Raw genomic sequence first — 23,569 nt, 5'->3', positions numbered from 1 at the left:
TTTATTTACTAGTGTAAAAGTCTCTATGCTAGCAAATTAAAAAGTGACTGCATTTCAACTGCAATCACTCGTTCATTTGTGAGATAAAAAATAACAAAAGTATTATAAAAGATTATTTAATCTTATGTTTGTTCATCTTTTCTTCAAAGATGGCTGTCATAATCTTTCGGAGCTCTTCTCCTTCTTTTTGAGGAAGGTCCCCTTGACGTTTCGCCACCGCATAGAGTTCAGGGTATTGCTTGGCTACACGCTCAACTGTCTTAGTCGTCGCATGCCCTCTGACAAAGAAAGGAATGCGTTTGATCCATTCTTGAGGTACAAGAGCGAGTAATTTCTTTGCTGCCTCCTTATCAGAAATCTCAGCCGTGCTCAATCCTTGCTTGATTTGTTCTTGTTCTTTTTCTGTAAAATCTTTTAATTCCATAGTAAACTCCTCATTCTCCTATTTTGTTTATCTAAGAGCACATTATACACTTATGTAGTGAAAACTACAACTAAAGGAACCGAAAAATAGAGCAAGGGCAAGTCATCCCTCACTCTATCTCTTAATCGTAAAATCTTATGAAGGATATTAATTTCCGATTTACTGTGGAGCATCACCCTTTTGCTTTAAGTAATAGTCACTTGCCTCAGTTAGTTTTTTATAATAATGATCGTAACTCTTACTAAATTGTCTAATCAGCGGAATAGCGACCTCATAGTAGTGATGGTCCATCAAAAATGTTTTCAGTTGATCTTGAATATTTTTCATTGGACTTGTTTTGTAATCATCACTGTTCAAATAGCGATCATAAATAGAAATTGTGTCCTTATTTTCATTATGCCACTTTTCATTACTTTCTATCGTAGCTATTTTAGATTCATCAGCCTCTTTTAAGTTCTTCAAATCAATAGTAAAATTATTGTTTAATTTAACCAATCTACTTGAGCATGTTCTATTGCGTACTCCGCTTCCTCTTGAGTAAATTTTCTATTTTCAACAAGTATTTCTAATAACCGTTCTTTCGAAATCTTGCCACCGTTTGCAGAAGATTCCGCTTCTTTCACAGCTTCCTCTTTCCAATCGAAATGAACTTTTTCTATAGCATAATCAGCCTCTTCTGGAGTAAATAGATCAACATTTACAAGTTGCCCAACTAACTTTTCTTTTGAATAATGAAACTTTTGATATGATTTTGCTCTTAAAACAGCCTGCTCTTTCCAGTCTATATTAAGCTTATTGACAGCGGACTGGGAAATATACTCTGAATACATGCCATACTTAGTAAGATAAATTTTAATTTGTTGCTTCGATAAAGGAGATTTCTCTGACCAAGATTTAGCTTTTGCATATGCCCTTGTACTTACTGGTACTAGTAAATTTTCTTTCGGTTCTGGAAAGCTTGATCTATGATGAGCCGCTTCATAAGCTCGAATATATTCATTATACATCATAGCTAACATTCCTAACATCAATCCAAACATCGCAAAAATAAATATAAAAAATTTTTTCATAATGTATACCTTTACTTGTTTTTAGTCTAATTTGTTATTTTGTGCTTAATAAAACAATATTGTCACTCAACACTAGGAGAATTAACTTCTCCAGTCACTCAAAACAATTCCTATAGAATCCTTCAATAACGGTTTTATTAATCCTTGTTTAAATATAGCAACTCATTCTTAATGATGTTAAAAAATGAGTTGGTTCCATAAAAGACTCAACATTTGTGACAGGACCACCAGGCAATGTCATTCCTTGCCTAGACTCTTTCTCACGATCCATAACAAGAACTCTATCGCCGTCTCTTACCATACAAAGATTTGTGAATTCTAGAGTCTCATTTATAGCCCTATTTCCTAGCTATGTTTCCATTTTTTCTTATCGACAGCCTAACATTTCATCCTAGTCACCTTTTAGTTGCACTTGCGTATGGGCTAGCAGGTCTCCTAGATGCCTCTTATCATTTCTAAACATTGTCATTGCCAGTAGCAAAACTGCGAGGAGAGTCGCCGAAATAGAGAGGCTAATGGATAACCCATCAAACTCACTATAGAAACCATGAATCGTGCCCATATGACCGATTTGCCAAGGTAAAAATTTAATGGTGTTTCTGATTAAGCTTGCCTGCACTGTTTTTTTCTGGTAGACCAGTTCAAGTCCCGCTTTTACCTTCCCAAAACTGCCATCATTTTTATAATCCAAGAATGTGAAAAGAAGCGTGATTGGCAAAATAGAGGTTAAAAATACAAGCCACTGCGACTGAATTTCTGTAAACTCTGGGACACCATTAAAAAAGATGATGTAAATAAGCATCGAACCTAAAAACAGAAGAACTAGGTAAGCTAAAATGAAAAGATAATCAAACAGAAATTCTGTCATTCTTTTTTTTAACGAAATAGGATTGATTGCTAACATCTTCATCACCGTCTCCCCCCTTCTCATCTCCTATTATAATATAAGGGTGCGAATAAAGATACTATTTATAAAAAGAAGCCCGCAATCTCTCGATTCCAGGCTTCTTTCTTACTAATCTTCTCTATAAATAACAAATCCATTTGGTTGGATGATCAATCGATCATCGGAAATGGTCCCATGGCTGATCAGATCTGCTTGTCTTCTTTCTAATACAAATTCTTTCTTAGAGTGGTTAAAGTAGGCTTTGAGAATGTGACCTTCATGCTGCCATTCTACTGCCACTACATCTGGCTCTACTTCTTTCAGACTCACTTTACCATACTGAATCATGCCCACCACTTCTTTTCGGAGTTGGATCAAGTCCTTCATAAAGTTCAGCATGTCATTGTCCGCTGACACGCGCTCCCAAGGCATGACACGGCGGCAATCTGGGTCTGGGCCGCCGATGAGGGCTAGCTCTGTTCCATAATAGATACATGGCGTTCCCCGTTGCAGATAGAGGAAGGCGAGGGCAGACTTGACAGACTGAAGATCGCCTTTGGCCGTCGTTAGAATGCGCTCTGTATCATGGGAGTCTAAGAGGTTGAACATAACCTCAGAGATCTGCTGCCTGTAGTACATAGACTGGCTATTGATCTCCCAAATGAAACGTTGCGTCTCCTTATGCCCTCTCAGGAAATAATCCTTGATACTTTCAGAGAGAGGATAGTTCATCACCGCATGAAACTCATCACCATTGAGCCATGGTTGGGACGAATGCCAGATTTCCCCGAGGATATAGAGGTCTGGCTTCTTGGCCAAGACCGCCTTACGGAAATCACGCCAGAATTGATGATCAATTTCATTGGCCACATCCAGTCGCCAAGCATCAATATCAAACTCTTCAATCCAGTATGTCGCAACCTTCAAGAGATGGGCCTTCACCTCAGGATTAGCCGTATTGAGCTTAGGCATATAGCCTGCAAAGGCAAAAGCATGGTAAGACAAGTCGCGACTATTCCACAGATTTTCTGAGGAGACAGGGAACTCTTTGATATGGAACCAGTCCTTGTAAATCGAATCCTCCCCGTGTTTGACCACATCCTGCCATTGGGGTGAATCATAACCAATATGGTTGAAGACGGCATCCAGCATGATCTTCATCCCACGCGCATGAGCCTCTTTCACTAGCTGGCGGAAGGTGTCCTTATCACCAAAATGTCGATCAATTTCAAAATAATCAATAGTATCGTACTTATGGTTGCTCGGCGATTCAAAAATCGGGCAAAGGTAGAGCCCTGTGATCCCTAACTCCTGCAAGTAATCTAGGTGATCAATAATCCCTTGTAAATCTCCACCAAAGAAATCCAAGATTTGAGGGGCAATAGAGGCATCCCAAGGGCGAACGCCTTCTGGTGAAATGGCTGGATTCCCATTGGCAAAGCGCTCAGGAAAAATCTGATACCAAACCGTCTGCGCCACCCAATCCGGAACAGCACACCCATCAATCTCATGGATAAAGGGAAGCTTAAAACCGTTCATGACGAAGTCCAGGTTCTCCTTGGTGTAGGCTGCTACACCTCGGTCCCCGTACAAGGTCTTCTCTCCCACTGTGTCCTCTAATTCAAAGAGGTACTGGATCCGGGCATGGCCAACAGATACCGACACTTGCCAATAATCAAAGAGATCGTCGGTCGTCACCTTGTCCATTTCCTTGGTTGCCTCATATAGATCCTCTATAAAAATAAAGGGATCCCCATAGTGCAAGACAATCCGTTTGATATCCTCTTTCTTGGTCCGGATGCGAATGTGAAGCTGGCCGTCCTTATAAAGATAGGCGTACTCCGATTCAGGCCGGTGGTAAATCGCTGTTAATTCCATCTGTCTCGTCTCCTACTTTCCTTTCTTTTCATCATTTACCAATTTATGCAAACGATTACACAAAACTCATTCTAGTATACTACTTTATAAAAACGTTTGCAAGATTCTGAGAGATTATTTTAGACTACTCACTTTTTAAGATTGTCATTCAACACAAAAAGCCCAGCAATTGGGCTTAAAGACCTTTATTAAAGCAGTGACTTTACCTTATAAGCATCACTTTATACTGTTTCCTACAAAAATATACTACAGGCCTATAATTCTGTTAAGAGTTTATTGAACAGTTGTTCGAGCTTACTAGTATCTCCATAAACTGTTCCATCCATATATAAGTGATAGATATCATCATCTAAACCAATTGAAATTTCACATTCATAGCCTTTCATCAAAGCTAAAGAACGGATAACTTCTCGTTGAGTACGACCGTTTCCTTCTCGAAATGGATGAAAATAATTTAGATTATCTAATATCTCAGCTAAACTTTTACAAATCTCAATTTTATTATTTGCGTTAAGTAGATAGTTTGAAAGCAAAGTATTTAAAAATTTTTCTGCCATATCAAAAGACTGAACTGGCATAAAAGCATTTCCACTTTTAGAGATATTTACTTGACGGTATTGACCTGCCCAAGTATACATTCCTTCAAAAAGAAACTTATGAATCTTTAAAATATCTGAAACAGTATTTACTTCAATTGGATTAATAAACAGTTTTAAACTTTGGCTTGCTACTAAACGATATTCTAATTCTCGTGCTTTATTATCATTTTTCTCATTAAATTTATTTATGAGAACAGGTGAATGGGGATAGGTGTATAAATTATCAGGGTCTATATAATCATACCCATCATATATTTTTCTAACCATTATCCAACTCCTAGTGCAACTGCCTCTTCTCTCAGTCGCTCCACATCTTCTACCGTGGGATGCCATCCTTCAATCATATTGGTGCTCAGAGCAAACCAGACGCTCTTAAAAACCTTTTTGTTATCAAAAATCACACCCATAATCATCATTTTTTCTTTATCTACATCTAAGGTCATATTCTACCTCCGTCCTATTATTATAGCATATTTTCAATCATTTTAGTTCTCCTATTTAGTACTTACCCTACACAAAAAGCCCAGAAATTGGGCTTTCTCAGTATCAAAATAACTGATACTCATTCTTTACTCGTATGCCTCTTTCCAAGATTCAGCGCTTGCTCTTCTGACATCTGAACAACCTTAGAAAAATTAGTATTGCGAGGCATATTGTCTAAAGAATACCAATAAACATCCGCACTCCCATTTCTTGCCACATATACTACTGGAGCCAATTGAGGACTAGGTTCTGTAGGCTCCACAGGTTGAACTGGTTGGGCGGCTTCTACTGATTGACTCGGTTGAGGAGCTTGACTTGGTTGGGTCTCTATAGAAGGACTGGATGGTTGTGCTTGACTACTTGGTTCCGTTGGCACTAAGGATGGTTTGGCGGTTCCCTTCAGATAGTCAATGGCTGCATTCTTAGAGTAGTTGTCCAAGGTAACGGTGGTAATCCCATAAGCATCTACAGATTCTTTCGGACTTCCTAAGTTTATACGGAGTAGATTTCCTTCTTGATCAATCCCAACATACTGCAAGATTACTTGTCTCGGAATTAATTCATCACCCGCATAAACCGGGGTCACCTTGTAGTCTAACCAGTAATGAGGGTGAGTGGCTAACCAACTATCCAAGCGCTTTTCATAGTAGAGCATCCCCTCATCATTACGATCAGCGGTTCCTCTATAATTTCCACTATTGGTCCATGCAGTTAAGGGAACTAAATTTTTCCCTTCATTGGTCAGACCACTAAATTGATAGCCGACCAGATGCCCTCTATGGAACAACCAGGCCTTCTTCCCTTTGTTTCCATAGGACAGCTTATAATTATGCCAGCCGACTGGATTGTAGGTCAGCCGTGGCTCTCTTTTCTGCTTTGGTTCATCCTTGTCCTGTAACTGTATATGAGCTGAAGTCGCACGACCTAAATGATCAAACTCACCTAAAACGAGCTGCTTGTTACCAGTAAAAGCTAGCAGGTTGAGACTTTGGTAATCGAGTCCCGTTTGCTGAGCTTGAACCCCATGAACAAAAGTTAAGGTCATGAAAACCGCGACTATCCCAACGATGACATTTTTCAAAAATCGTTTTGTAACCATAATAAACTCCCGTATTACTATCTAGTATTATTATAGCAGAAAAAAGCGGTTACAAACATAGAAGATCTGTTTAGATTTCGATTTTTAGTTTTACCAAATATAACGATGGATCCCCTATACCAAGTTTTTACAGCAAGTCTACATTTATACCAGCTTCATCTTTCAATTATATGTTTTTAATGAGTTAATTTTCAATTTGATGTTCTTTGATATACAAAATACGGACCAGTATTTAAATATATAAAATGATCTACAACAATCCTAAATCAACTTATATTCATACCACTCTTCGTCTACTTTCTGAAATCCCAAAGCCAAAAACATTCTTTGACTTTGAGTATTAAAATGATAAATTTGAGCAGTTACCTTAACCATTTTTTTCTCTTTGGCCAACTGTATCATTTCAGAAATACACCGTCTTCCGATCTGTAAATTCTGATACTCTTTGCTGATCACTATAGAAAGCTCTGAATTATCTTGAAGTGTCACATCTCCAACTAACACTCCCTCATATTGGATATAATAGCAAGAACCATGTGAAGATAGGTAATCATACATTTTTTGAAGTTTTGTTACATCGTAAATCTGATCAGTATTATCCACCTGTTTGCAAACCTCACTATCTTGATACCAAAGAAGGGAGATCTCATCATTCCTATAATAAGGAATAAGAGTGATCTGATCGTCTACTATTCTATTCATCATGAATTGTTCTTATTTCTATTTAGAGCTTTCTTCCGATACTTCAATATTCCCCATCACCCAATTGGACATCTTTTTGCCTTTGTCTTTATAAGGGTTGGGAGGAAACAAGGTGAAAGGGGGGATGCTGGCATCTGGGAAGAATAGTTCTATGCTTATCGTTCGCTCGCGATTATGATTGACGTAGGCTGTAAAATAGATATGGTAATGTCCACTCACATCACCACCATTATCATACTCGCCCCTAGCAGTATTTGGTAATAAGGTCACAGATTCTATGCCCTGCTTTTCCCGAGCTAAGTTTGCGATGATCTCACGCTTAATAGCAGATTCGTGACTTCTGATGAAATTACTATCATCACTATATCCAGGATGCCCATTGAGCGAATAGAAAACAAGGACCATCAGAAAAGGTAGAGAAATTAAAAAAATGATTAGCTTATTGGATTTTAACATGGGGTCCTCATCCTACTTATAAAAAATCTTGACCCAATCCTGCTTTGCACTGAGTATACGAGCAACATACACTGTATGCTTCTCAATATAATAAAATGCGAGATAGTTCTCTATTGGCATATAACGATAGGGTTTCCCATCATTCGTCATCTCACCATAGCCCCGGCTTGATACCAGAGGACAGGCTTCTGGAAACAGTTCTAGGGTCTCAAGAGCACTTAATAGCAAATCAACTTTGCCATCTGCAGCTTGCTGGCTATAAAAATTCACAAGAATATAGTCGTGAATGCCACGCAAGTCCTGCTTAGCCTGATCTGCAAGAAAGACCTGATAGCGTTTCAACTTAGTCAAGACCAAATTCCTTTCTCACATCGGCTACAGAAGTGACTTTCCCTTGAGCAATTTCCTGGTGCCCAACTAAAATCTCCTTCTTCAAATCCTCAAAGGCCACTTGATACTGCGTGTTCTGCAAATCACTTGAAACAAATTCTCTTGGATCCACAGTCCCGTTAGCAATTTTTCGAAGTGCTGCATTTAGGACATCTGACACAGAAATTTTTTCATCAGCAAGTACCTCTTTTGTTTTCTGGTAAAACATCTCATCTGCTCGAAAATTCACTGCTTTCGTGTTTGCCATTTCTACCTCTCCTTTGTACATACAATTTGTATATACATTCTACCATACATAAGAGAAGGGATTCAAGTGAAAAAAGGATTCCTCTTTCACTAAATAAAAGTTGTAAGAGATAAGAAATTTGAGTGCGTAACTGGTGACAAATAGTTTTAAAACGGAAAAAGGTGATAGATTGTTCTGTCTATCACCTTGTGTTTGCTATTGATTATCTTGTACTTGTGCTTTGCTTTTCTAAATCATGACACATACAGATCCATAATATTCTAAAGGGTCGGAATTACGTCAATATTTAGGACTTATTATGTCACATGCTTCTTTTTTCTCTGAAGTCTCTTTCTTTTCTCGAAAATAAAAAAGTTTTTGTCAAGGAAATTTTTTAAAAATAATCTTGTTCATGACCTTACGTAACGATGTATAATAAGTATGAGGAGGTGGGTAATGATGGCTAAATATAGAGCAATTCCGGAAGGATTTATGACAGTTGGGCAACTTGCTAAGAAAATGGGGGTTACCGTCCGTACTTTACAATACTATGATAAAGAAGGGGTGCTTTCCCCATCGGCAGAAAGTGAGGGAGGTCGCAGGCTTTATACCGATAAAGATATAGTGCTACTCCATCAGATTCTATCTTTAAAATCACTAGGCTTTTCTCTCAAGGATATAAAGAGCCTTTTGATCTCTTTAAAAACACCTGATGATGTTGCTAAGGCTCTTACAGAGCAGGCAGATGTTCTTCGTAAAAATATAGAACAACTTAAGAATTCTTTGATCGCAATAGAGCAGTTAAAGGCAGAAGTTTTGCAAATACAAATGGTCAATTTTAAGAAGTATGCAGATATTATCGTCAATCTACAGATGAAGAATGACTCCTACTCTCTCATTAAGCGCTTTGATGATGATACGCTCGACCAGATACGCAGTCGATTTGACAAGAAAAGCGGACAAGATTTTATGGATAGGTTGAACCGCCTAAGTGATCAAATCGTGGAGCTTCAAAAAGAAAACGTGCCAGCTGAAAGCGAACAATGCCAACAGGTTGTGCAAGAATACTGGAGCTTGATTATGGAGTTTACAAATGGTGATATGAGCATGCTTCCGAAGTTAATGGAGGTCGGGAATATCGGCATCGCTACAAACGCTTGGGAAGAAAAGCAAAAAATCGTTAATGATTATTTAGGACCTGCTTTACAAGTCTATTTTTCAAGACTTGAAATCAATCCCCTTGAGGAGGTAGAACCATGAAAGACGCAATAGAAGTTTCTGGATTAAAGAAAAGTTATGGTAGCAATATGGTTCTTAGAGGTCTCAATTTTCAAATCAAACAAGGAGAAATCTTTGCTCTGCTCGGAGTGAACGGAGCTGGTAAAACAACCACGCTTGAATGTATCGAAGGTCTGAGAAAATATGATGAAGGCACTATAATTGTAAACGGGAAAACCGGAATTCAACTACAGTCCTCCTCTCTACCCATCCACATCAAACCGATGGAAGCCATAAAGCTCTTTGCAAAATGGAATCATACATACATTGATGATGCTATGCTAAAGGCCCTTGGCATAAAAGAAATGAAGGAGTCGCAATACATAGAATTATCCACCGGTCAAAAAAGAAGATTACATCTTGCTCTTGCACTTATCAGTAATCCGGATATTATTTTTCTCGATGAACCGACAGCGGGACTTGATGTTGAAGGAAGACTATCCCTCCATGAACAAATCCGAAAGCTCAAATCACAGGGCAAGACAATTGTTTTGGCAAGCCACGATATGGCCGAAGTTGAAACCTTATGTGACCGCATTGCTATTTTGAATAGTGGAAAGATTGTCTTTTGTGGTACTCCTTCAGAACTGACAGACAGGTTGGGAAGAAAATATTTCATCCATTTAAAGACCCAGGACGGAGAGGAATCTTTTGAAACAGGTACGATCGAGGACACTTTGATTTCATTATTGGAAGAATGCAAAGAGAAAAATATCCAGGTATTGGATATTAAGGTTGATCGTGGTACACTGGAGCAGCATTTCATCGAAATGGCAAGGAGGGGATCGGAATGAATGGATTCTTATATAGCCTAGCATTACAGTGGAAATTGGACATACGAAGTAAGTCTCTCTTGGTTACTTACTATATTGTACCGCTTATTTTCTTTCTTCTCATGGGTGGTATTTTTACTTCCGTTATGCCTGAAATGGGTAGTACACTCATACAGTCAATGATTGTCATGAGTGTTTCCATGGGGGCCTTTCTCGGCTTACCGCCTTCCTTGATTGAAACATACGGAAGCGACATAAAAAAGATTTATAAAGCAAATGGTGTGCCTATTCACTTAGGATTGGTGACCATGGTTCTCTCTGCCTTTGTTCATTTGATAATGACTTGCATAGTGATCCTACTACTTGCTCCAATTTTATTTAAAGCAAGTCTACCGAATCAACTTCCCCTATTCTTTCTCGCACTGGCCATCTACATTTTCGTATCGTTAAGTATCGGAAGTATACTGGGCCTTACTGTAAAAAATCAAGCAAAGCTTACCATGATAGCGCAACTTGTCTTTTTACCCTCAATTATGCTCTCAGGAATCATGTTTCCTAGCATCTTACTACCTGATTTTCTTCAAGCAATCGGGCGTCTTTTCCCCGCTTCTTGGGGATACCGCTTGATGCTAGATCATGGTTTTGGTCTTGAAAATCTTTGGTATCTGATTCTTGTATCCTGTATCTCAGTAATGACTTGTATCCTCCTCTTGAATCAGCAAAAATCTAACTAGGTGCCTGAATAAATCCATAGCAACATTAACTTTTAAGCAAAAGCGACGAGATTGTTACTTATCTCGTCGCTTTAGTGTTTTTGGTTGTCTTTATCTAATCTCTGTTATGTTATTGAAACTTCTTGCTCCCATCGGCTAAGCACATTTTTAAAGGCTCATCTAGATAGGTATAGACCTTATCCTTAATCCAGTCAGGGATTCCATAAGCTGCTTCTGCTATACTCCCTGTGATGGCAGCAAGAGTATCACTGTCCCCGCCAAGAGAGATGGCATTTCGAATTGCATCTTCAAAATCTGTACTTTCAAGAAAAGCAATGATGGCTTGAGGTACCGTATCCTGACAGGTTGCGTTGAAATGATAGTTAGGACGAATGTCATCGAGTGATTGAGAAAGGTTATATCCGTACTCTTTCTCTATGTATTCCCTGATGCGTCTCTTACATTCTGCCGGATCATCATTGATTGGTTGCTCGTAGTCGCCACAGTAACCTCCAAAGTAATAACGACACATAAAGATAGCATCAGACGTCGCCATAGCTCCTTTGATACCCTCTGGATGGTTATGAGTCACCTCTGCAGAAATTCTCGCAAGATTTCTACTAGATGGCCAAGTACCTGTTCTTGCACAGAAACCACAATCCATCACCCAAGCACAAGGAGAAACACGCATGGCAGAGCCATTGCCAAAGCTATTATAAGGGGAACAATCATTGCTTTGAATCCATGTATTAAATCTAGGCCCGTACCCAGCATCGGGATACATTCTGCCATATTTCTTCATGGCATCAATAAAGTCATCCTTCTGACCACCATTTAGAATTGCTTCAGCAACAGCACAGGTCATAACCGTATCGTCCGTGAAAAAACAATCCTCACGAAATAATGGGAAGTCTTTCGTTTTAATATTGCCCCATTCGTAAACAGAACCTACAATGTCTCCTACTATTGCTCCTAACATAAGAATCCTCCTTACAGCATATCAGATTTCCAATGGATCACTCTTTAAAAACGGCTCAACCAAATCAATCCATTCTTGAGGCAGGTAAGCTGATAAATAGCCATGGTTATATCCCTTTGCTTCATACAGGATCGTGTTGGGATGTAGCTGCTGAAATAATTTCGCTGATGCTTTCACACAGTTTAATTCTTTTTCACCATAGATATACAGAACCTGCGCCTTACTAGCAGAAATCGTGTCCTTGAGCCTGTATCGCCCCATATAAGTTTTGTAAATGGTCACCAATGTTTTGGTAGGCGTCCTTGGCAAATCCTCCAAATAATAAGCTTTTATTTCCTCTGGATAAGCCAGGTTAGGATAGAGTTTCTTCATCATGCTTAATTGAAGTTTGCAAGAGAATTTACTGAACATCAATTTACCAAATAGAGCTACTAGAAAGATGCTGATTTTAGCCAACCTTGGTTGAGGAATACAGATGCTTCCATCTATGATAGCCTTCTCAGCTATCTCGCTGTCTAATGACAAAAGTTCCATGGCAATTTGACCACCAAGTGAAACGCCACCGATCGCAAACACCTTTCCACCACAGTTTGCTTTGACATAGTCTAGGATCTCCAAAGCAGAATCTTCAGTAGAAACATAATCTAGTTGATATTCTTCACCGTGGCCATTCAAAGTAGGCAAAATAACATGGTAGTCTTTTGATAAGATCCGTGCTTGACGAAGGTAATTCCACCAAGAACTGCCACCGCCATGTATCAGTAAGATAGGAGGCAAATTCTTATCCCCAAATTCATGGAATTTCATGTTTAAACTCCTTACTGTACCACTTTAACTTGTAGTGATAAAAACTATCTATGTTAAAAATAGTTAGATGTGTTTAAATTTGAGCAAACAAAAGTGGCATATTTTCCCCAAATTGATATTCCAACGTTTATATTATTCTATCTTCTTCTTGTTCGAATACCAACTAGGAATGATTTGCTTCATATCATCATACCATTCCAAAATTTCCTTAGCTTGATGTTGCATTACTGATATTTCTTCAACTCCGTATGGAACAGACCATGGCAGAGCACCAACTATGTTATTTAGAATATAGATAGCGAGAAGCTTCCAAAAAAAATCCGGAACCTTATGATCAAAATATCCATCTATCATACCAGACGCAAAAGAGGGAGAGACTTGAGCAGACCATACAATACGATTGAATTCCTCCCAAGGATCTCCAAGATCAAATCGATCAAAGTCAATGACATAAATTTTACGATCTTCACCAATCATGAAATTTCCTATATGATAATCTCCATGTTGGAAAACCTGAGGTCTATCTTTTAACAATTCTCGATTTGCATTTAAAAAATCAATAAAGATCTGACCATTTTCATATTGAACGGGACATTCTTTGTATTTGGAGATTTTATCATCAATTTTTCGATTATAAAAGACCTCCCAATCTTCTCGAACTTCTGTAACTGGGAATGAATGAATTTTTCGAAGGATTCTTCCTGCTTCTACTCCATAAGTATATTGTTGTTCTTTTGAAACAGTTAAAATGGTTTCTCGAGCATCTTTCCCGTCTATCCATTCGTGTAAAGAATGTACTTCGTCATCGCAGAGTTCTATGCTAATCGGTTTACACATCGGGACTCCAAGAGAAGCTACTTTCTCCATCATATCAAATTCAAATCTTTTAGAATCTAACTTCTCCTTATCAGAAACACGCAAGAAATATTTTTGCTGTTTTTGATCTGTCACACAATATTTTTTATCATCTGACCAGCCTTTATTTATGGCTATCTTACTACTATAATCCATCAATAACTCCTCGATTAACTTTACAACATTACTATATTCTTAACTAATGAAAAGTAATTCGTAGTCCGTCCATTCTTTTACACTTCCTATAGATACATAAATTTTGACCACGTTCTGAAATTATAATTTCTTCTTAAAGTGAATAATTCTATTTGCCTCCTGAAATCCAATATTGAGATGAAATCTTATAGAATCCGTATTCGTTAAAGTACAGTCACTTGCAAATTCCTTACATCCTTTATTTTTCGCCCATTCCTCACATTTTGTACAGAGATTTTTAGCAATATCCTTTAAACGATATTCCTCGTCGACAATAATCCCTTCCAAGAATCCAACAGGACTATATTTACAACCTTCAACATAATCAAATCTGAGTGAACATAGTGCTAGACCTACAATTGTGTCGCCTTCAACTTCATTAAAGATTGCAGTATTTTTGCCATTCGTATATTTTTTTACTTCATCAATAGCTTCTTTATCGGTCAATTGGGGCCATAATTGTTTCATTAGTTTAGCCGTTTTTATAGAATCTTTTGTTATTCCATCCATACTGATGTTCCTCCGCAAATTACAAGCAAATGTTACGAATCATGCTGTTACTTTGTTACTCATTGATTGATACCAATACCATCCCCTTCTACTTTTCGACTGTCTCAGATTGGAAGAGCAGTGGTACGACCTCAACATGAAACGAGTGAACACTAATTATGCTAGATAGTCTTGTCTGTTCTATAAACTTTTTAACGATAGCATAAGGTTATCGTTAAATGGTATAACCTAGATAAACTGAGATTTCATAATTTCTTTTTCTTTGGTTTTGGTGCAGGTAACTCATCATACATTGAATTAAATAAGCCGGTTAAATATTCTTTGTTGTCAACATCATCTACCAATAGCATTTCCTTTGCACCTTCATACGGCAATTCGTATTCTACATTCGGCATATACGCTATTGCAGTTTTGACAGGCTTCACTAAAAATCTATCATCATAAATCCCACCCATGATTTTCCCTTGATAATAAATTATATATTCACCCATCATTGCTCTATATGATATTTCTTCCAACTCAGACAATTGTTCTAAAATGAAATCTAAATATTCTTTACTTGAAGCCATTTTTGCTATCTCACTTAATTACTAAAATTTCAATAGTCCATTTTCATCAAATTGAAAATTGGGTCCCCAAGAAACTTCCCAATAATATCCATCTAAATCCGAAAAATATGCTTGATATCTACCCCAGAAAAGTCCCTGTGGCTCTTTTACAATTTTTCCACCTGATTTTACTAATTCTATTACTAGCCAATATAGTATAAATTAAATAAGCAATAAAATGATAATAAAAATAACATAGCAGCCAGTCTTACAACTTACTACTTTTCATATGATAATTTACAAATGTCTTTCCAGCCACTCGATCTTTTTAAAATCCTTATTGTTATTGTGATCATTTCGATAGGAGTCTTGAGAAGAAGCTTTGTAAATACTTAGATACTGCTCCAGACTTGGAAGACGAAAAGTGATGCCTTCAATGTGAATAAGCTCTATATCCGATTCCGAGACTCCTGCAAAATCAGGTAAGGAATCGATACTTCCAAATTCAATACTCACTCGATCCTTTTTGAATTCATGCTCATGAATATCTATTAAGACGTAGCCTAAGTCTTTCATCACTTTCATTATCTTATCCCAGTCATAAATTCTGAGATAATCAGGTGCTTCCCAACCTCTAGGGTCACCAGGCACATGAATGTCAATGTCAGACGGCTCCCAATTTTCTTTCGTTCTATACTCCAATCCCAAAGAACCCATCAGTGTTGGTGCAATTCCAACTCGATTTAAATGGAAACAAATGGTTTTAAATTCTTCAAATAAGAGACTCATGTATACTCTAAACCTTTCATATAAATGTTCGTTATTTCTACTTTATTACCTTGAACAAAATCATCTTCATTTTCTAGAGTATAGCCAGTTATTTTGGATACAAATTCTTTTCCTTACTAATTCTATTACTCGCTAATATAGTATAAATTAAATAAGCTATAAAAATGATAATAAAAGTAAGATTAATCTTCAACACAAAATAGAGATTTAACAAATTTGCGAACGCATGAAATAAAATACAATACCCCACAGATTGCGTTTGACGGTAAAGAAGCCCTAAAACAAAACTTAAAAATAACGTATATATAAAAAATAAAATAAAAGGAAATCCTTGATGACTTTCTCCAACAATAAACCATAAAGGCAGATGCCATATCCCCCAAATTGATCCTACAATCAAATTAGATTTCCAATAAGTAAATTTTTTATCAAGTAAGGGTTGTAGTATGCCTCTCCATCCTAATTCTTCGTGACCACCACCAAAAAAGATTAATTGAATAAAGAATAGTGGCATCAGGTAAATTGATACTCCGTTTAATTCTAAGGAAGATACAGAAAATAGTATCAAAATTGCTAACAAATGAATAATGAAATAAATACTACTATTTTCTTTCTTACTAAATAGAAAATGTTTAAATTTTATATTATTCCTTTTCAAATAAAAGCCACTTGCAATAGCTGGTCCAAGTGCACCTACTATATGTAATGTTCTACCTATAATCGTTTCTAATTCAAAAATATGTGATTGCGTAATTATAGCAAGAAGCCCCCAAGTTATATAAGTAATTCCAAATGTAATATAAAGATAATTTTTTAAATTCCTTTTATCAATTTCTGTCATTTCATTTCCATATCTTGATTATTTTAAATGTAATATTTGTTACTGCTTATTAGTTGGTCTTGATTATAACCACCTATATTTTATCACAAAAATACAAAAAAAGCCTTACAATCAAGGCTTTTCAGTATCCCTTTCGTTCAAGAGTTTCTAGTCTTTTACGAGCAGAGCTACACACTCAACATGTGCTGAGAGCTTTCTTCTATACTAATAGACGAAAGGGTGTGAAAATGATTTTTAAATGATACTGTGGAACGGAACAGTAGCCCTAGTATTGACTACTGTCGTTTCTATTCATATTGGCTATTCTAGGACTGAGATGAAAAAATCTATAAATGCTCAGAATAAAATTGAACCCGCAAATCTCCCCAAAACAATGGTGAGTCATGTACTTGTATTATTCCGAAAAAATACACCTCTGGTGCAGTGAGACAAATTGGTGTATCTTATAGTGGCTTCGTAGATGAAAGCTATACTCTACTATCACTCTTTGATGATGTAGAACAAATTGAAAAAGATAATAGACTTCAGACAGCTATTGATGTTGTCAGAGAACAGTTTGGTTTTTTAGCCATACAAAAAGGAACCGTCCTAACTGAAGGTTCCAGAAATATTGAACGCAGTAAACTTATCGGTGGTCATTCCGCGGGTGGATTGGAGGGATTAAAATGAAACAAGAAAAAAATACAGTACAATTTTCAGAAATCCGTAGCAAAGGATGTAATGATATTGAAATGCTTGAAAGATTTTTACATGGAATCGTTGAAACAGCAACTTCAAAACTTCGTCAGAGAAAACTCAAAACAACTGAAATATCGATACGACTAGTACATGCTAAATCTGAAAACCGATTACCATTGGAATTTACATTTAGCATTAAGCCAACAAGCTCATCTGTGATAATCTATACTGAGGTAATCAATCGCTTTAAAGAATGTTACACAGGTGGGGGAATTCAAGGTTTTACGATTCAATTTGATAAAAATACCCTTGCCTCTGCATAGAAAGGATTTGATATGATTGACCGTTCATATTTACCATTTCAATCAGCAAGAGAGTACCAGGATACAAAGATGCAAAAATGGATGGGCTTTTTCCTATCTGAACATGCATCAGCACTCTCTGATGATACAAACAAAGTAACGTACATGTCTGACTTATCACTAGAGAAGAAATTATTACTCCTCAGTCAAGTATACGCCGGGCAGCTACGCACACGCATTCAAGTGATTGAAAAAAACAAGCGTGTTTCCTACACTGGAACAATACCAAGTCTGACCAAAGATTTCATTTTGATAAAAACTACAACAGGTCACATCAATTTGAAATTAAAAGACATTATTAGTATTGAACTTGTCGAGGAGGTGCTCTATGAATCAGCTTGAGTTTCAGCGTAATCACCTACAAATGGACTATTATAGCGAGAGCTACCAAGATTTTGAACGTGACTTCTACCGCTACTCTAACATGAATATTCCATTGACCTTCCTAACTGATGATATCCTAAAAACAATGGCGACTTCACGTAAGAATTACTTTGTCCTCAATAAGGAAAAGTCCAGAGATAACCGCGATCACTTCTTCATATTTGAAGTAAGTACCGTAGATGAGAATCCGCTAATCTATCATTATACATATAAGAAAACTACAATATATTTAGCAGAAAAATAGGAGCAGTTCAATTGACTGTTCCTATTTTTAATATTCATAAAATCTAAAGTCTTTATACTCTTTAACAATGGAGTCGCCAACCAGAACAGACTATACTGACCAGCGACTACCTTAAATTTAATGTTTCAGATTTATTTTCTTATCTCTAATTTCATAAACTACATCTGCTACATTTTCGAGTAATCGTTTATCGTGGGTGATAAACACGATAGTTCCGGTGTACTCCTTCATTAGTATTTCCAAAGCCTCTAAACTTGGTATGTCAAGGAAGTTACTGGGTTCATCCATTATTAGGATGTTATATCTACCCATGAGCATTTTAGCAAGCAACAATTTTATAATTTCTCCACCGCTTAAAACAGATAAACTTTTTCCAATATCGTTCTGTTTGAACCCCATAGATGCTAGCACTGAACGAATTTCTGATATATTGTAGTCACAATCCTTCTGCATAAACTCCATAACATTCTGATTACTGTTGTACTTGTAACCATTCTGTGCAAAGTAACCTATTTTTGCCTTAGGCGAAATAGAAATTCCTTCTTCATGGTTTAAGATCATTTGGATTAAAGTTGTTTTTCCGATTCCATTACCACCAGTTAACGCCACTTTTGCTCCTAACGGAATTTGAAAAGATGCATTTTCAAACAGAGCCTTATCCCCAAATACTTTATTAATTTCTGCACCGACTATAGGGTATGGATTATGGAGCTCCAATGCTTTACTTTGCCTGAAACGAATTCTGCGAATGCCTTCCGGAGCTTCTACTTTTCCTAAGGCCGCAATCCTGTGCTCTAGGGTTTTAGCAGCATTATACATCTTTTTTTCCTTACTTCCTATTGATTTTTGATGAGCTAAACGCCCTCCGTCTTCAGTACTTTTTTTCTTTGAAGAACCTTTTGCCTTCTGTTCTATTTTACGAGCCTGTTTTCGCTTTTCCTCCGCAGCCCTTTCCAATCGGGCACGTTCCGCAATAAATTGTTCGTATTCTGCAGCTTGGCTCTTACGTTCTTCCTCTTTCTGACGAAGATAATCAGAATAGTTTCCCCAATACTCAGTGATTTTGCCATCTTTCAGTTCCCATATTTTATCTACTATTTCATCAAGAAAATAGCGGTCATGGCTAATAACTAACAGTGCACCTGTAAAATATTTTAGCTGTCCTATTAGAAAATCAATTCCTTCACGGTCTAAATGGCTCGTAGGTTCATCCGCTAAAATACCATGAACCTGTGCCGATAAGGCCTGTGCTATTTTAAGCCTTGTTTCTTCACCACCGCTCATAGTCTGTATATTTAATTGCTCAACACCTAGCTTGCCTACAAGTGCAAAATCTTTTTCCTCCTGCAGAGTTACTTCGTCCAACTGGGGAATATAGGCAAGTTCACCCAGACGATTCATTTTACATCCTGGGGGAGTTAATTCTCCTAAAAGTACCCTGAGTAAAGTGCTTTTTCCAGCACCATTTGCTCCTACTAAACCAATACGGTCATAATCATATACTTCTAATTCATTTATATCTAAAACATCGCGTCCTTTGAATTCCACACGAATGTCTTTTGCTTTTAATATTAATTCCATAACATTTCCTCCTGTCTATAATCGCATGCTTTCATTTGCTTGTATGCAGGGAAAACCCTGCGATTTTAGCAGGAAGAGTTACATGAAAATAAGATACATAAATATTCCTCCAATATTGTTTATTTTAAATCTAATTTTCTAACCTCAGTTATCATTTGGCAAACTATAGCAATGCCAATAATTAAAATACCTGATAGTAAAAACCAATGATTTACACCGATTTTATCAGCAAAGAATCCAGAAAGAATTAACCCAATTGGCATAGCAAGTGACATGATACTTCCGATCAAAGAAAATACACGTCCTAAATATTCAGGCTTAATTTTCTCCTGAAAAAGAGCTGTTTGCACACCGCTATAAAATGGCACCGAAAGCCCCATTATTGCACAGCAAACTACGAATATTACAAATCCATTTGGAGGAAGTATTCCCGAAACGGCTAAACTGGTCCCCATTATAAAAAATGAACTTGTTATTAGTAATACATGCTTTTCGAAGCCCCCTAATCTTCCTAATAATAAGCCTCCTGCTAGCATCCCAAATGCAAAGGAAATTTCCGTAATAGAAATATGCACAGGCGTTCCATTAAAGTGTTCCATGCTTATTAAAGGAAATAGTGCATTGATTGGCATATAAACAAAAGTATATAGTGTTCCTAAGAGTAATAAGGCAAACAATCCTTTGTTTTGTCTCAGAACCACAACTCCTTCTTTCATCTCCCTTATGAAATTTGGTTCTAAACTTTGCACTTGATTACCCAGCTTAGGTATACGTACAATTGCTACCGTAATAGATGCAATCACAGCACCCAATACGTCGATGGCAATAATAGCATTTAAATCCCAAACGGAGTATAAGAGTGCTGCAACTGCCGGACTAACAATATAGCTTATAGACTGCAAAGACTGACTATAGCCTGCGCATTTCGTTAGCTGTTCTTCTGGTACTAAAAGTGGTGTAACCGCATTGAGTGCTGGGGTATGAAAAGCTGTTCCAATGCTACGGATAAACAATACTATCATAATCATCCAGACAGGTAGCTCCATACAGAATGCAACAATAGCAAGCACTGCACCAGCTGCTGCGATAATTAAATCGGCACCAATCATTATCTTCTTCTTATCATGACGATCCACTAGCACACCAATGGCAGGTCCCAAAATCGCATAGGGTAAAAAACCTACTAATGAAGCCATAGACAAGACCATCGCAGATCCTGTTTTTTCTGTAAGGTAAAAAATAATCGCCATTTGCAGGATGGCACTAGTGATTAATGATACTGCTTGCCCTGCCCATATTGCATAAAATTTTCGTTTCCAATTGTTGTATTTTTCCATTTATATTATCTCCTGCATATTATTTTGCTTGAATTTCTATTTTGAATAGCATTCTAGGCAATAAAAAATGCAGGCCAAACCCCACAATGTGGCTTTTGGTCTGCATACATACAATTTGGAAACATTCATATTAAAGACATAGTTAAATAAAGGTATAGTTAAATAACCAATATCCTCACCGTAACTAATGAATGCTCAATATCGTATAAATAAGCACAACAAAAAAGCCTATCATCGGGTATAGATTCTGCTTTTTTTATTGCCAGCTTATCTTAAACGCATTGAGGCTGTCATAGTTTCGGTTCCTCCTACATCTTTGTTTATATCAATTTATAGTATAACACAACAAGATGATATGTTCAATATAAAAGTTATGGAATGAGACTCATACTTCCAATTCGATGCCAGATTTAAAGGATATGACGAAGTTTTCTTCATAGACTGTAACGCTCTGGATTATCTTCCTTAGTAGCAAGCGATTAGCTTTCACAAAATCTTCTGTTTGTAGTTTTAAAAATTCATCAGGATTTTCTAACTCAACCTCAAAATATTTCATTTTACATTCCCTCATTTCATTTATTGATAAATTGAGTTTGCAAAAAAGAGTGGACAATTTTTGTCTACTCTTAACCTTTAAAATAGTTTTTTTTAATCGATTTGAAGTTGCCTAAATTATTACTTATTCGGTAAAATGAAGTATTGCTTTCAACAGATTTCCTTCAACTACACTTCACTTGATTCAAACAAGGTGGGTACATTTCTATTCCCACAAACTCCTTGTCAATGGAAACAAACACGTACCCACAGGGTAAATGGAAATAGAAACTGATAATTTCTAGCTATCACTTCTACTCATTCCAAAAATTTTCTCACTCTGATACTTACCCACCATAAAGCAAAAAGCCTTGCAATCAAGGCTTTCATTATCCCTTTCGTTCAAAGGTTTCTAAGCTTTTACGAGCAGAGCGACACACTCAGCGGTTCGCTATCTCCGTTCTGTCTGCGTGCTAGCACTTGTCAATCACGGACAGCTATCGCATGGGCGGAAGTAAATGCTAATCTTCGTCGTTTTACTCCTTGACTAGCAAACTTACCGCCTCAACATGATGCGTTTGCGGAAATAGGTCCACCGGCTGGACTTTCTTCAATTCGTAGCCTAGCTCTTGGTAGAATTTGATATCACGCGCCATGGTGGCGACATTACATGAAATATAAGCGATGCGGTCTGCTCCTGTTTGGGCGCTTGCTTTGATGAAGCTTTCGGTCAAGCCCTTGCGTGGCGGGTCAACCAAGATCACGGTTGGTTGGATGCCTTCCTTGAGCCAATTTTTCATGGCATTTTCAGCTGTATCGCAGACATAGTGGGCATTGGTGATACCGTTCAATTCTGCATTCTTAATGCTATTCTCCACGGCTTCTGAAATGACCTCTACACCATAGACTTCCTTGACATGTTTAGCGACGGATAGTCCAATGGTCCCAATTCCTGAGTAGGCATCGATGACCACATCATCTTCACTTAACTCCGCAAAGTCAATAGCTGTCTGATAAAGCTTCTCTGCCATTTCTGTATTGACCTGGTAAAAGGCTGGTCCAGAGATTTGGAAATCATTGCCCAACATTTGGTCGGTAATGTAATCTTGACCATAAAGTGTACGCCATTCTTTTCCAAAAATGGCATTGGTATTCTGGTCATTAATATTTTGCATAACAGATTTGATAGCTGGGAATTGCTTGATCAGCTGCTCGATCAACTGGTCCACACGAAACACCTTAGGACGAGTGGTGACCAAAATGACCATGATTTCTCCAGAATGATGTCCTCGACGAACCACAAGGTTACGAATCAAGCCAGACTGTTCCTTCTCATCATAAGGCTTGAGGTCAAAACGACGAATCAAATCTCGAAGCGCCAAGACCACTTGATCAATGACGGGATCTTGGATATAAAAGTCTTCAATCGGCATCAAATCATGAGAGTTCTTGCGAAAGAAGCCTGTTTCGACCTGGCCATTGACCCGACGAACAGGGACTTGGGCCTTGTTGCGATATTGGACAGGATGGTCCATTCCCAAGGTCAGGGGTACTTCGATATCAGAGATTCCTGCCATTTTATATAGACTATCCTTGACCTGCTTGGCCTTGAATTTCAGTTGCTCGGGATAAGCCAGGTGCCCCAAGTCGGCGATTCCGCTTCGTAAATAGGCAAGATCCAGCTCTTCATTGCGGTGAGGCGATTTTTCTATGTACTCCTCTACTTTTCCGTAGCCGATCTTTTTGTTGACTTTAAGCACGCGCATGCGGACAACTTCTCCTGGCAGGGCATTCTCCACAAAAAAGACTAGGCCATCGACCTTAGCCACTCCTGCTCCTTCGTGGGTCAAATCGACAATCTCAACGGTTACAATTTCATTTTTCTTTAACATCGTTTTCTATCTTTCTACAAATTAAAAGGGGTGGAGTCCAAAACTCCTATCCCCTT

Annotated in this window: 29 protein-coding genes and 2 pseudogenes; 7 read left to right on the top strand and 24 right to left on the bottom strand. The window is 37.6% G+C overall.

Translation table 11 applies throughout. The annotated features are described in order from the left end of the window. Positions 1-112: 112 nt before the first annotated feature. The 12 genes from WKT08_RS05430 to relB all read right to left on the bottom strand — a co-directional run bounded on the left by WKT08_RS05430 (position 113) and on the right by relB (position 8,234). Entirely contained in the window at positions 113-424 is a 312-nt protein-coding gene (locus WKT08_RS05430; RefSeq protein WP_277839351.1) for a hypothetical protein, read from the bottom strand. Between the two features lie 159 nt (positions 425-583). Continuing rightward, a complete protein-coding gene (locus WKT08_RS05425; RefSeq protein WP_003006842.1) occupies positions 584-919 on the bottom strand; it encodes a hypothetical protein in 336 nt (111 codons plus the stop codon). Further along, positions 907-1,494 carry an Ltp family lipoprotein gene (locus WKT08_RS05420; protein ID WP_340280597.1) on the bottom strand — a complete coding sequence of 196 codons (588 nt, stop codon included), beginning with the start codon at positions 1,492-1,494 and terminating at the stop codon, positions 907-909. Before WKT08_RS05420 ends, WKT08_RS05425 begins: the two co-directional genes overlap by 13 nt. 391 nt (positions 1,495-1,885) lie before the next feature. Then, positions 1,886-2,425 (bottom strand): RDD family protein, encoded by a 540-nt coding sequence (locus WKT08_RS05415; protein ID WP_340280595.1) that lies wholly within the window; start codon positions 2,423-2,425, stop codon positions 1,886-1,888. 84 nt (positions 2,426-2,509) lie between these two features. Beyond that, positions 2,510-4,258 carry a glycoside hydrolase family 13 protein gene (locus tag WKT08_RS05410; protein ID WP_340280593.1) on the bottom strand — a complete coding sequence of 583 codons (1,749 nt, stop codon included), beginning with the start codon at positions 4,256-4,258 and terminating at the stop codon, positions 2,510-2,512. Between the two features lie 254 nt (positions 4,259-4,512). Continuing rightward, positions 4,513-5,124 (bottom strand): Fic/DOC family protein, encoded by a 612-nt coding sequence (locus WKT08_RS05405; RefSeq protein ID WP_049474729.1) that lies wholly within the window; start codon positions 5,122-5,124, stop codon positions 4,513-4,515. Continuing rightward, entirely contained in the window at positions 5,124-5,300 is a 177-nt protein-coding gene (locus WKT08_RS05400) for a hypothetical protein (protein WP_003017298.1), read from the bottom strand. The genes WKT08_RS05405 and WKT08_RS05400 overlap by 1 nt, the downstream gene beginning before the upstream one ends. 119 nt (positions 5,301-5,419) lie before the next feature. Further along, positions 5,420-6,439 carry a DNA/RNA non-specific endonuclease gene (locus WKT08_RS05395; protein ID WP_129299338.1) on the bottom strand — a complete coding sequence of 340 codons (1,020 nt, stop codon included), beginning with the start codon at positions 6,437-6,439 and terminating at the stop codon, positions 5,420-5,422. Positions 6,440-6,700: 261 nt separating this feature from the next. Then, positions 6,701-7,144 carry a GNAT family N-acetyltransferase gene (locus WKT08_RS05390; RefSeq protein WP_445330262.1) on the bottom strand — a complete coding sequence of 148 codons (444 nt, stop codon included), beginning with the start codon at positions 7,142-7,144 and terminating at the stop codon, positions 6,701-6,703. A 15-nt stretch (positions 7,145-7,159) separates the two neighbouring features. Then, positions 7,160-7,597, bottom strand: a complete 438-nt coding sequence (locus WKT08_RS05385; RefSeq protein WP_340280587.1) for a hypothetical protein — start codon at positions 7,595-7,597, stop codon at positions 7,160-7,162. A 12-nt stretch (positions 7,598-7,609) separates the two neighbouring features. Continuing rightward, a complete protein-coding gene (locus WKT08_RS05380; RefSeq protein WP_070594508.1) occupies positions 7,610-7,948 on the bottom strand; it encodes a type II toxin-antitoxin system RelE/ParE family toxin in 339 nt (112 codons plus the stop codon). After that, the gene (relB, locus tag WKT08_RS05375) at positions 7,941-8,234 is read right to left on the bottom strand and encodes a type II toxin-antitoxin system RelB/ParD family antitoxin (RefSeq protein ID WP_049474732.1); all 294 of its coding nucleotides are present in this window, start codon (positions 8,232-8,234) and stop codon (positions 7,941-7,943) included. Before relB ends, WKT08_RS05380 begins: the two co-directional genes overlap by 8 nt. 435 nt (positions 8,235-8,669) lie before the next feature. On the opposite strand from relB, the gene WKT08_RS05370 reads away from it, so the two are divergent. From WKT08_RS05370 to WKT08_RS05360, 3 genes are read left to right on the top strand one after another with little or no spacing between them, the layout of a single operon-like run. After that, positions 8,670-9,473: a MerR family transcriptional regulator gene (locus WKT08_RS05370; protein ID WP_340280582.1), complete on the top strand. Its 804-nt coding sequence runs from the start codon at positions 8,670-8,672 to the stop codon at positions 9,471-9,473. Then, entirely contained in the window at positions 9,470-10,285 is an 816-nt protein-coding gene (locus tag WKT08_RS05365) for an ABC transporter ATP-binding protein (protein ID WP_340280580.1), read from the top strand. Before WKT08_RS05370 ends, WKT08_RS05365 begins: the two co-directional genes overlap by 4 nt. Beyond that, entirely contained in the window at positions 10,282-10,998 is a 717-nt protein-coding gene (locus WKT08_RS05360) for an ABC transporter permease (RefSeq protein WP_340280578.1), read from the top strand. Before WKT08_RS05365 ends, WKT08_RS05360 begins: the two co-directional genes overlap by 4 nt. A gap of 104 nt (positions 10,999-11,102) precedes the next feature. Here WKT08_RS05360 and WKT08_RS05355 read toward each other — a convergent pair. The 8 genes and pseudogenes from WKT08_RS05355 to WKT08_RS05320 form a co-directional block, all read right to left on the bottom strand. Beyond that, positions 11,103-11,956 (bottom strand): annotated as a pseudogene (locus tag WKT08_RS05355) (ADP-ribosylglycohydrolase family protein). Positions 11,957-11,977: 21 nt separating this feature from the next. Beyond that, entirely contained in the window at positions 11,978-12,763 is a 786-nt protein-coding gene (locus WKT08_RS05350) for an alpha/beta fold hydrolase (RefSeq protein ID WP_340280576.1), read from the bottom strand. 132 nt (positions 12,764-12,895) lie between these two features. Next, positions 12,896-13,774, bottom strand: coding sequence for an aminoglycoside phosphotransferase family protein (locus WKT08_RS05345; protein ID WP_340280574.1), 879 nt, complete (start codon positions 13,772-13,774; stop codon positions 12,896-12,898). Between the two features lie 120 nt (positions 13,775-13,894). Next, positions 13,895-14,323 carry an aminoglycoside 6'-N-acetyltransferase gene (gene aac(6'), locus WKT08_RS05340; protein WP_340280572.1) on the bottom strand — a complete coding sequence of 143 codons (429 nt, stop codon included), beginning with the start codon at positions 14,321-14,323 and terminating at the stop codon, positions 13,895-13,897. 245 nt (positions 14,324-14,568) lie between these two features. After that, entirely contained in the window at positions 14,569-14,892 is a 324-nt protein-coding gene (locus WKT08_RS05335; protein WP_070665998.1) for a TfoX/Sxy family protein, read from the bottom strand. Between the two features lie 21 nt (positions 14,893-14,913). Further along, positions 14,914-15,075 (bottom strand): annotated as a pseudogene (locus WKT08_RS05330) (VOC family protein); the annotation flags it as partial. A 93-nt stretch (positions 15,076-15,168) separates the two neighbouring features. Continuing rightward, a complete protein-coding gene (locus WKT08_RS05325) occupies positions 15,169-15,660 on the bottom strand; it encodes a nucleotidyltransferase (RefSeq protein WP_340280569.1) in 492 nt (163 codons plus the stop codon). Between the two features lie 88 nt (positions 15,661-15,748). After that, the gene (locus WKT08_RS05320; RefSeq protein ID WP_340280567.1) at positions 15,749-16,501 is read right to left on the bottom strand and encodes a CPBP family intramembrane glutamic endopeptidase; all 753 of its coding nucleotides are present in this window, start codon (positions 16,499-16,501) and stop codon (positions 15,749-15,751) included. Between the two features lie 423 nt (positions 16,502-16,924). Here WKT08_RS05320 and WKT08_RS05315 point away from each other — a divergent pair, with 423 nt between their 5' ends. Genes WKT08_RS05315 through WKT08_RS05300 form a run of 4 tightly spaced genes read left to right on the top strand, consistent with a single transcriptional unit; the run spans position 16,925 to position 18,169 of the window. Beyond that, a complete protein-coding gene (locus WKT08_RS05315) occupies positions 16,925-17,170 on the top strand; it encodes a hypothetical protein (RefSeq protein WP_001813542.1) in 246 nt (81 codons plus the stop codon). Further along, entirely contained in the window at positions 17,167-17,502 is a 336-nt protein-coding gene (locus tag WKT08_RS05310; RefSeq protein WP_000806926.1) for a DinB/UmuC family translesion DNA polymerase, read from the top strand. The genes WKT08_RS05315 and WKT08_RS05310 overlap by 4 nt, the downstream gene beginning before the upstream one ends. Before the next feature lie 12 nt (positions 17,503-17,514). Next, entirely contained in the window at positions 17,515-17,883 is a 369-nt protein-coding gene (locus WKT08_RS05305) for a hypothetical protein (protein WP_000567222.1), read from the top strand. Next, positions 17,870-18,169 (top strand): DUF5960 family protein, encoded by a 300-nt coding sequence (locus WKT08_RS05300; protein WP_001072467.1) that lies wholly within the window; start codon positions 17,870-17,872, stop codon positions 18,167-18,169. Before WKT08_RS05305 ends, WKT08_RS05300 begins: the two co-directional genes overlap by 14 nt. 117 nt (positions 18,170-18,286) lie before the next feature. Here the strand turns inward: WKT08_RS05300 and msr(D) are convergent, their stop codons facing one another. The 4 genes from msr(D) to rlmD form a co-directional block, all read right to left on the bottom strand. Next, complete coding sequence (gene msr(D) / locus WKT08_RS05295) at positions 18,287-19,750, bottom strand: ABC-F type ribosomal protection protein Msr(D) (RefSeq protein WP_000420313.1); 1,464 nt, start codon at positions 19,748-19,750, stop codon at positions 18,287-18,289. 119 nt (positions 19,751-19,869) lie between these two features. Beyond that, positions 19,870-21,087 (bottom strand): macrolide efflux MFS transporter Mef(A), encoded by a 1,218-nt coding sequence (gene mef(A) / locus WKT08_RS05290; protein WP_340280559.1) that lies wholly within the window; start codon positions 21,085-21,087, stop codon positions 19,870-19,872. 385 nt (positions 21,088-21,472) lie between these two features. Further along, positions 21,473-21,643, bottom strand: a complete 171-nt coding sequence (locus tag WKT08_RS05285; RefSeq protein ID WP_000873143.1) for a hypothetical protein — start codon at positions 21,641-21,643, stop codon at positions 21,473-21,475. Positions 21,644-22,157: 514 nt separating this feature from the next. Beyond that, entirely contained in the window at positions 22,158-23,513 is a 1,356-nt protein-coding gene (gene rlmD, locus WKT08_RS05280) for a 23S rRNA (uracil(1939)-C(5))-methyltransferase RlmD (protein WP_340280556.1), read from the bottom strand. Positions 23,514-23,569: the final 56 nt, after the last annotated feature.

The sequence above is a fragment of the Streptococcus sp. HCA-5024 genome (assembly GCF_037890265.1).
Lineage (GTDB): Bacteria > Bacillota > Bacilli > Lactobacillales > Streptococcaceae > Streptococcus > Streptococcus lingualis.
This window is presented reverse-complemented; position numbering and strand designations above follow the sequence as displayed.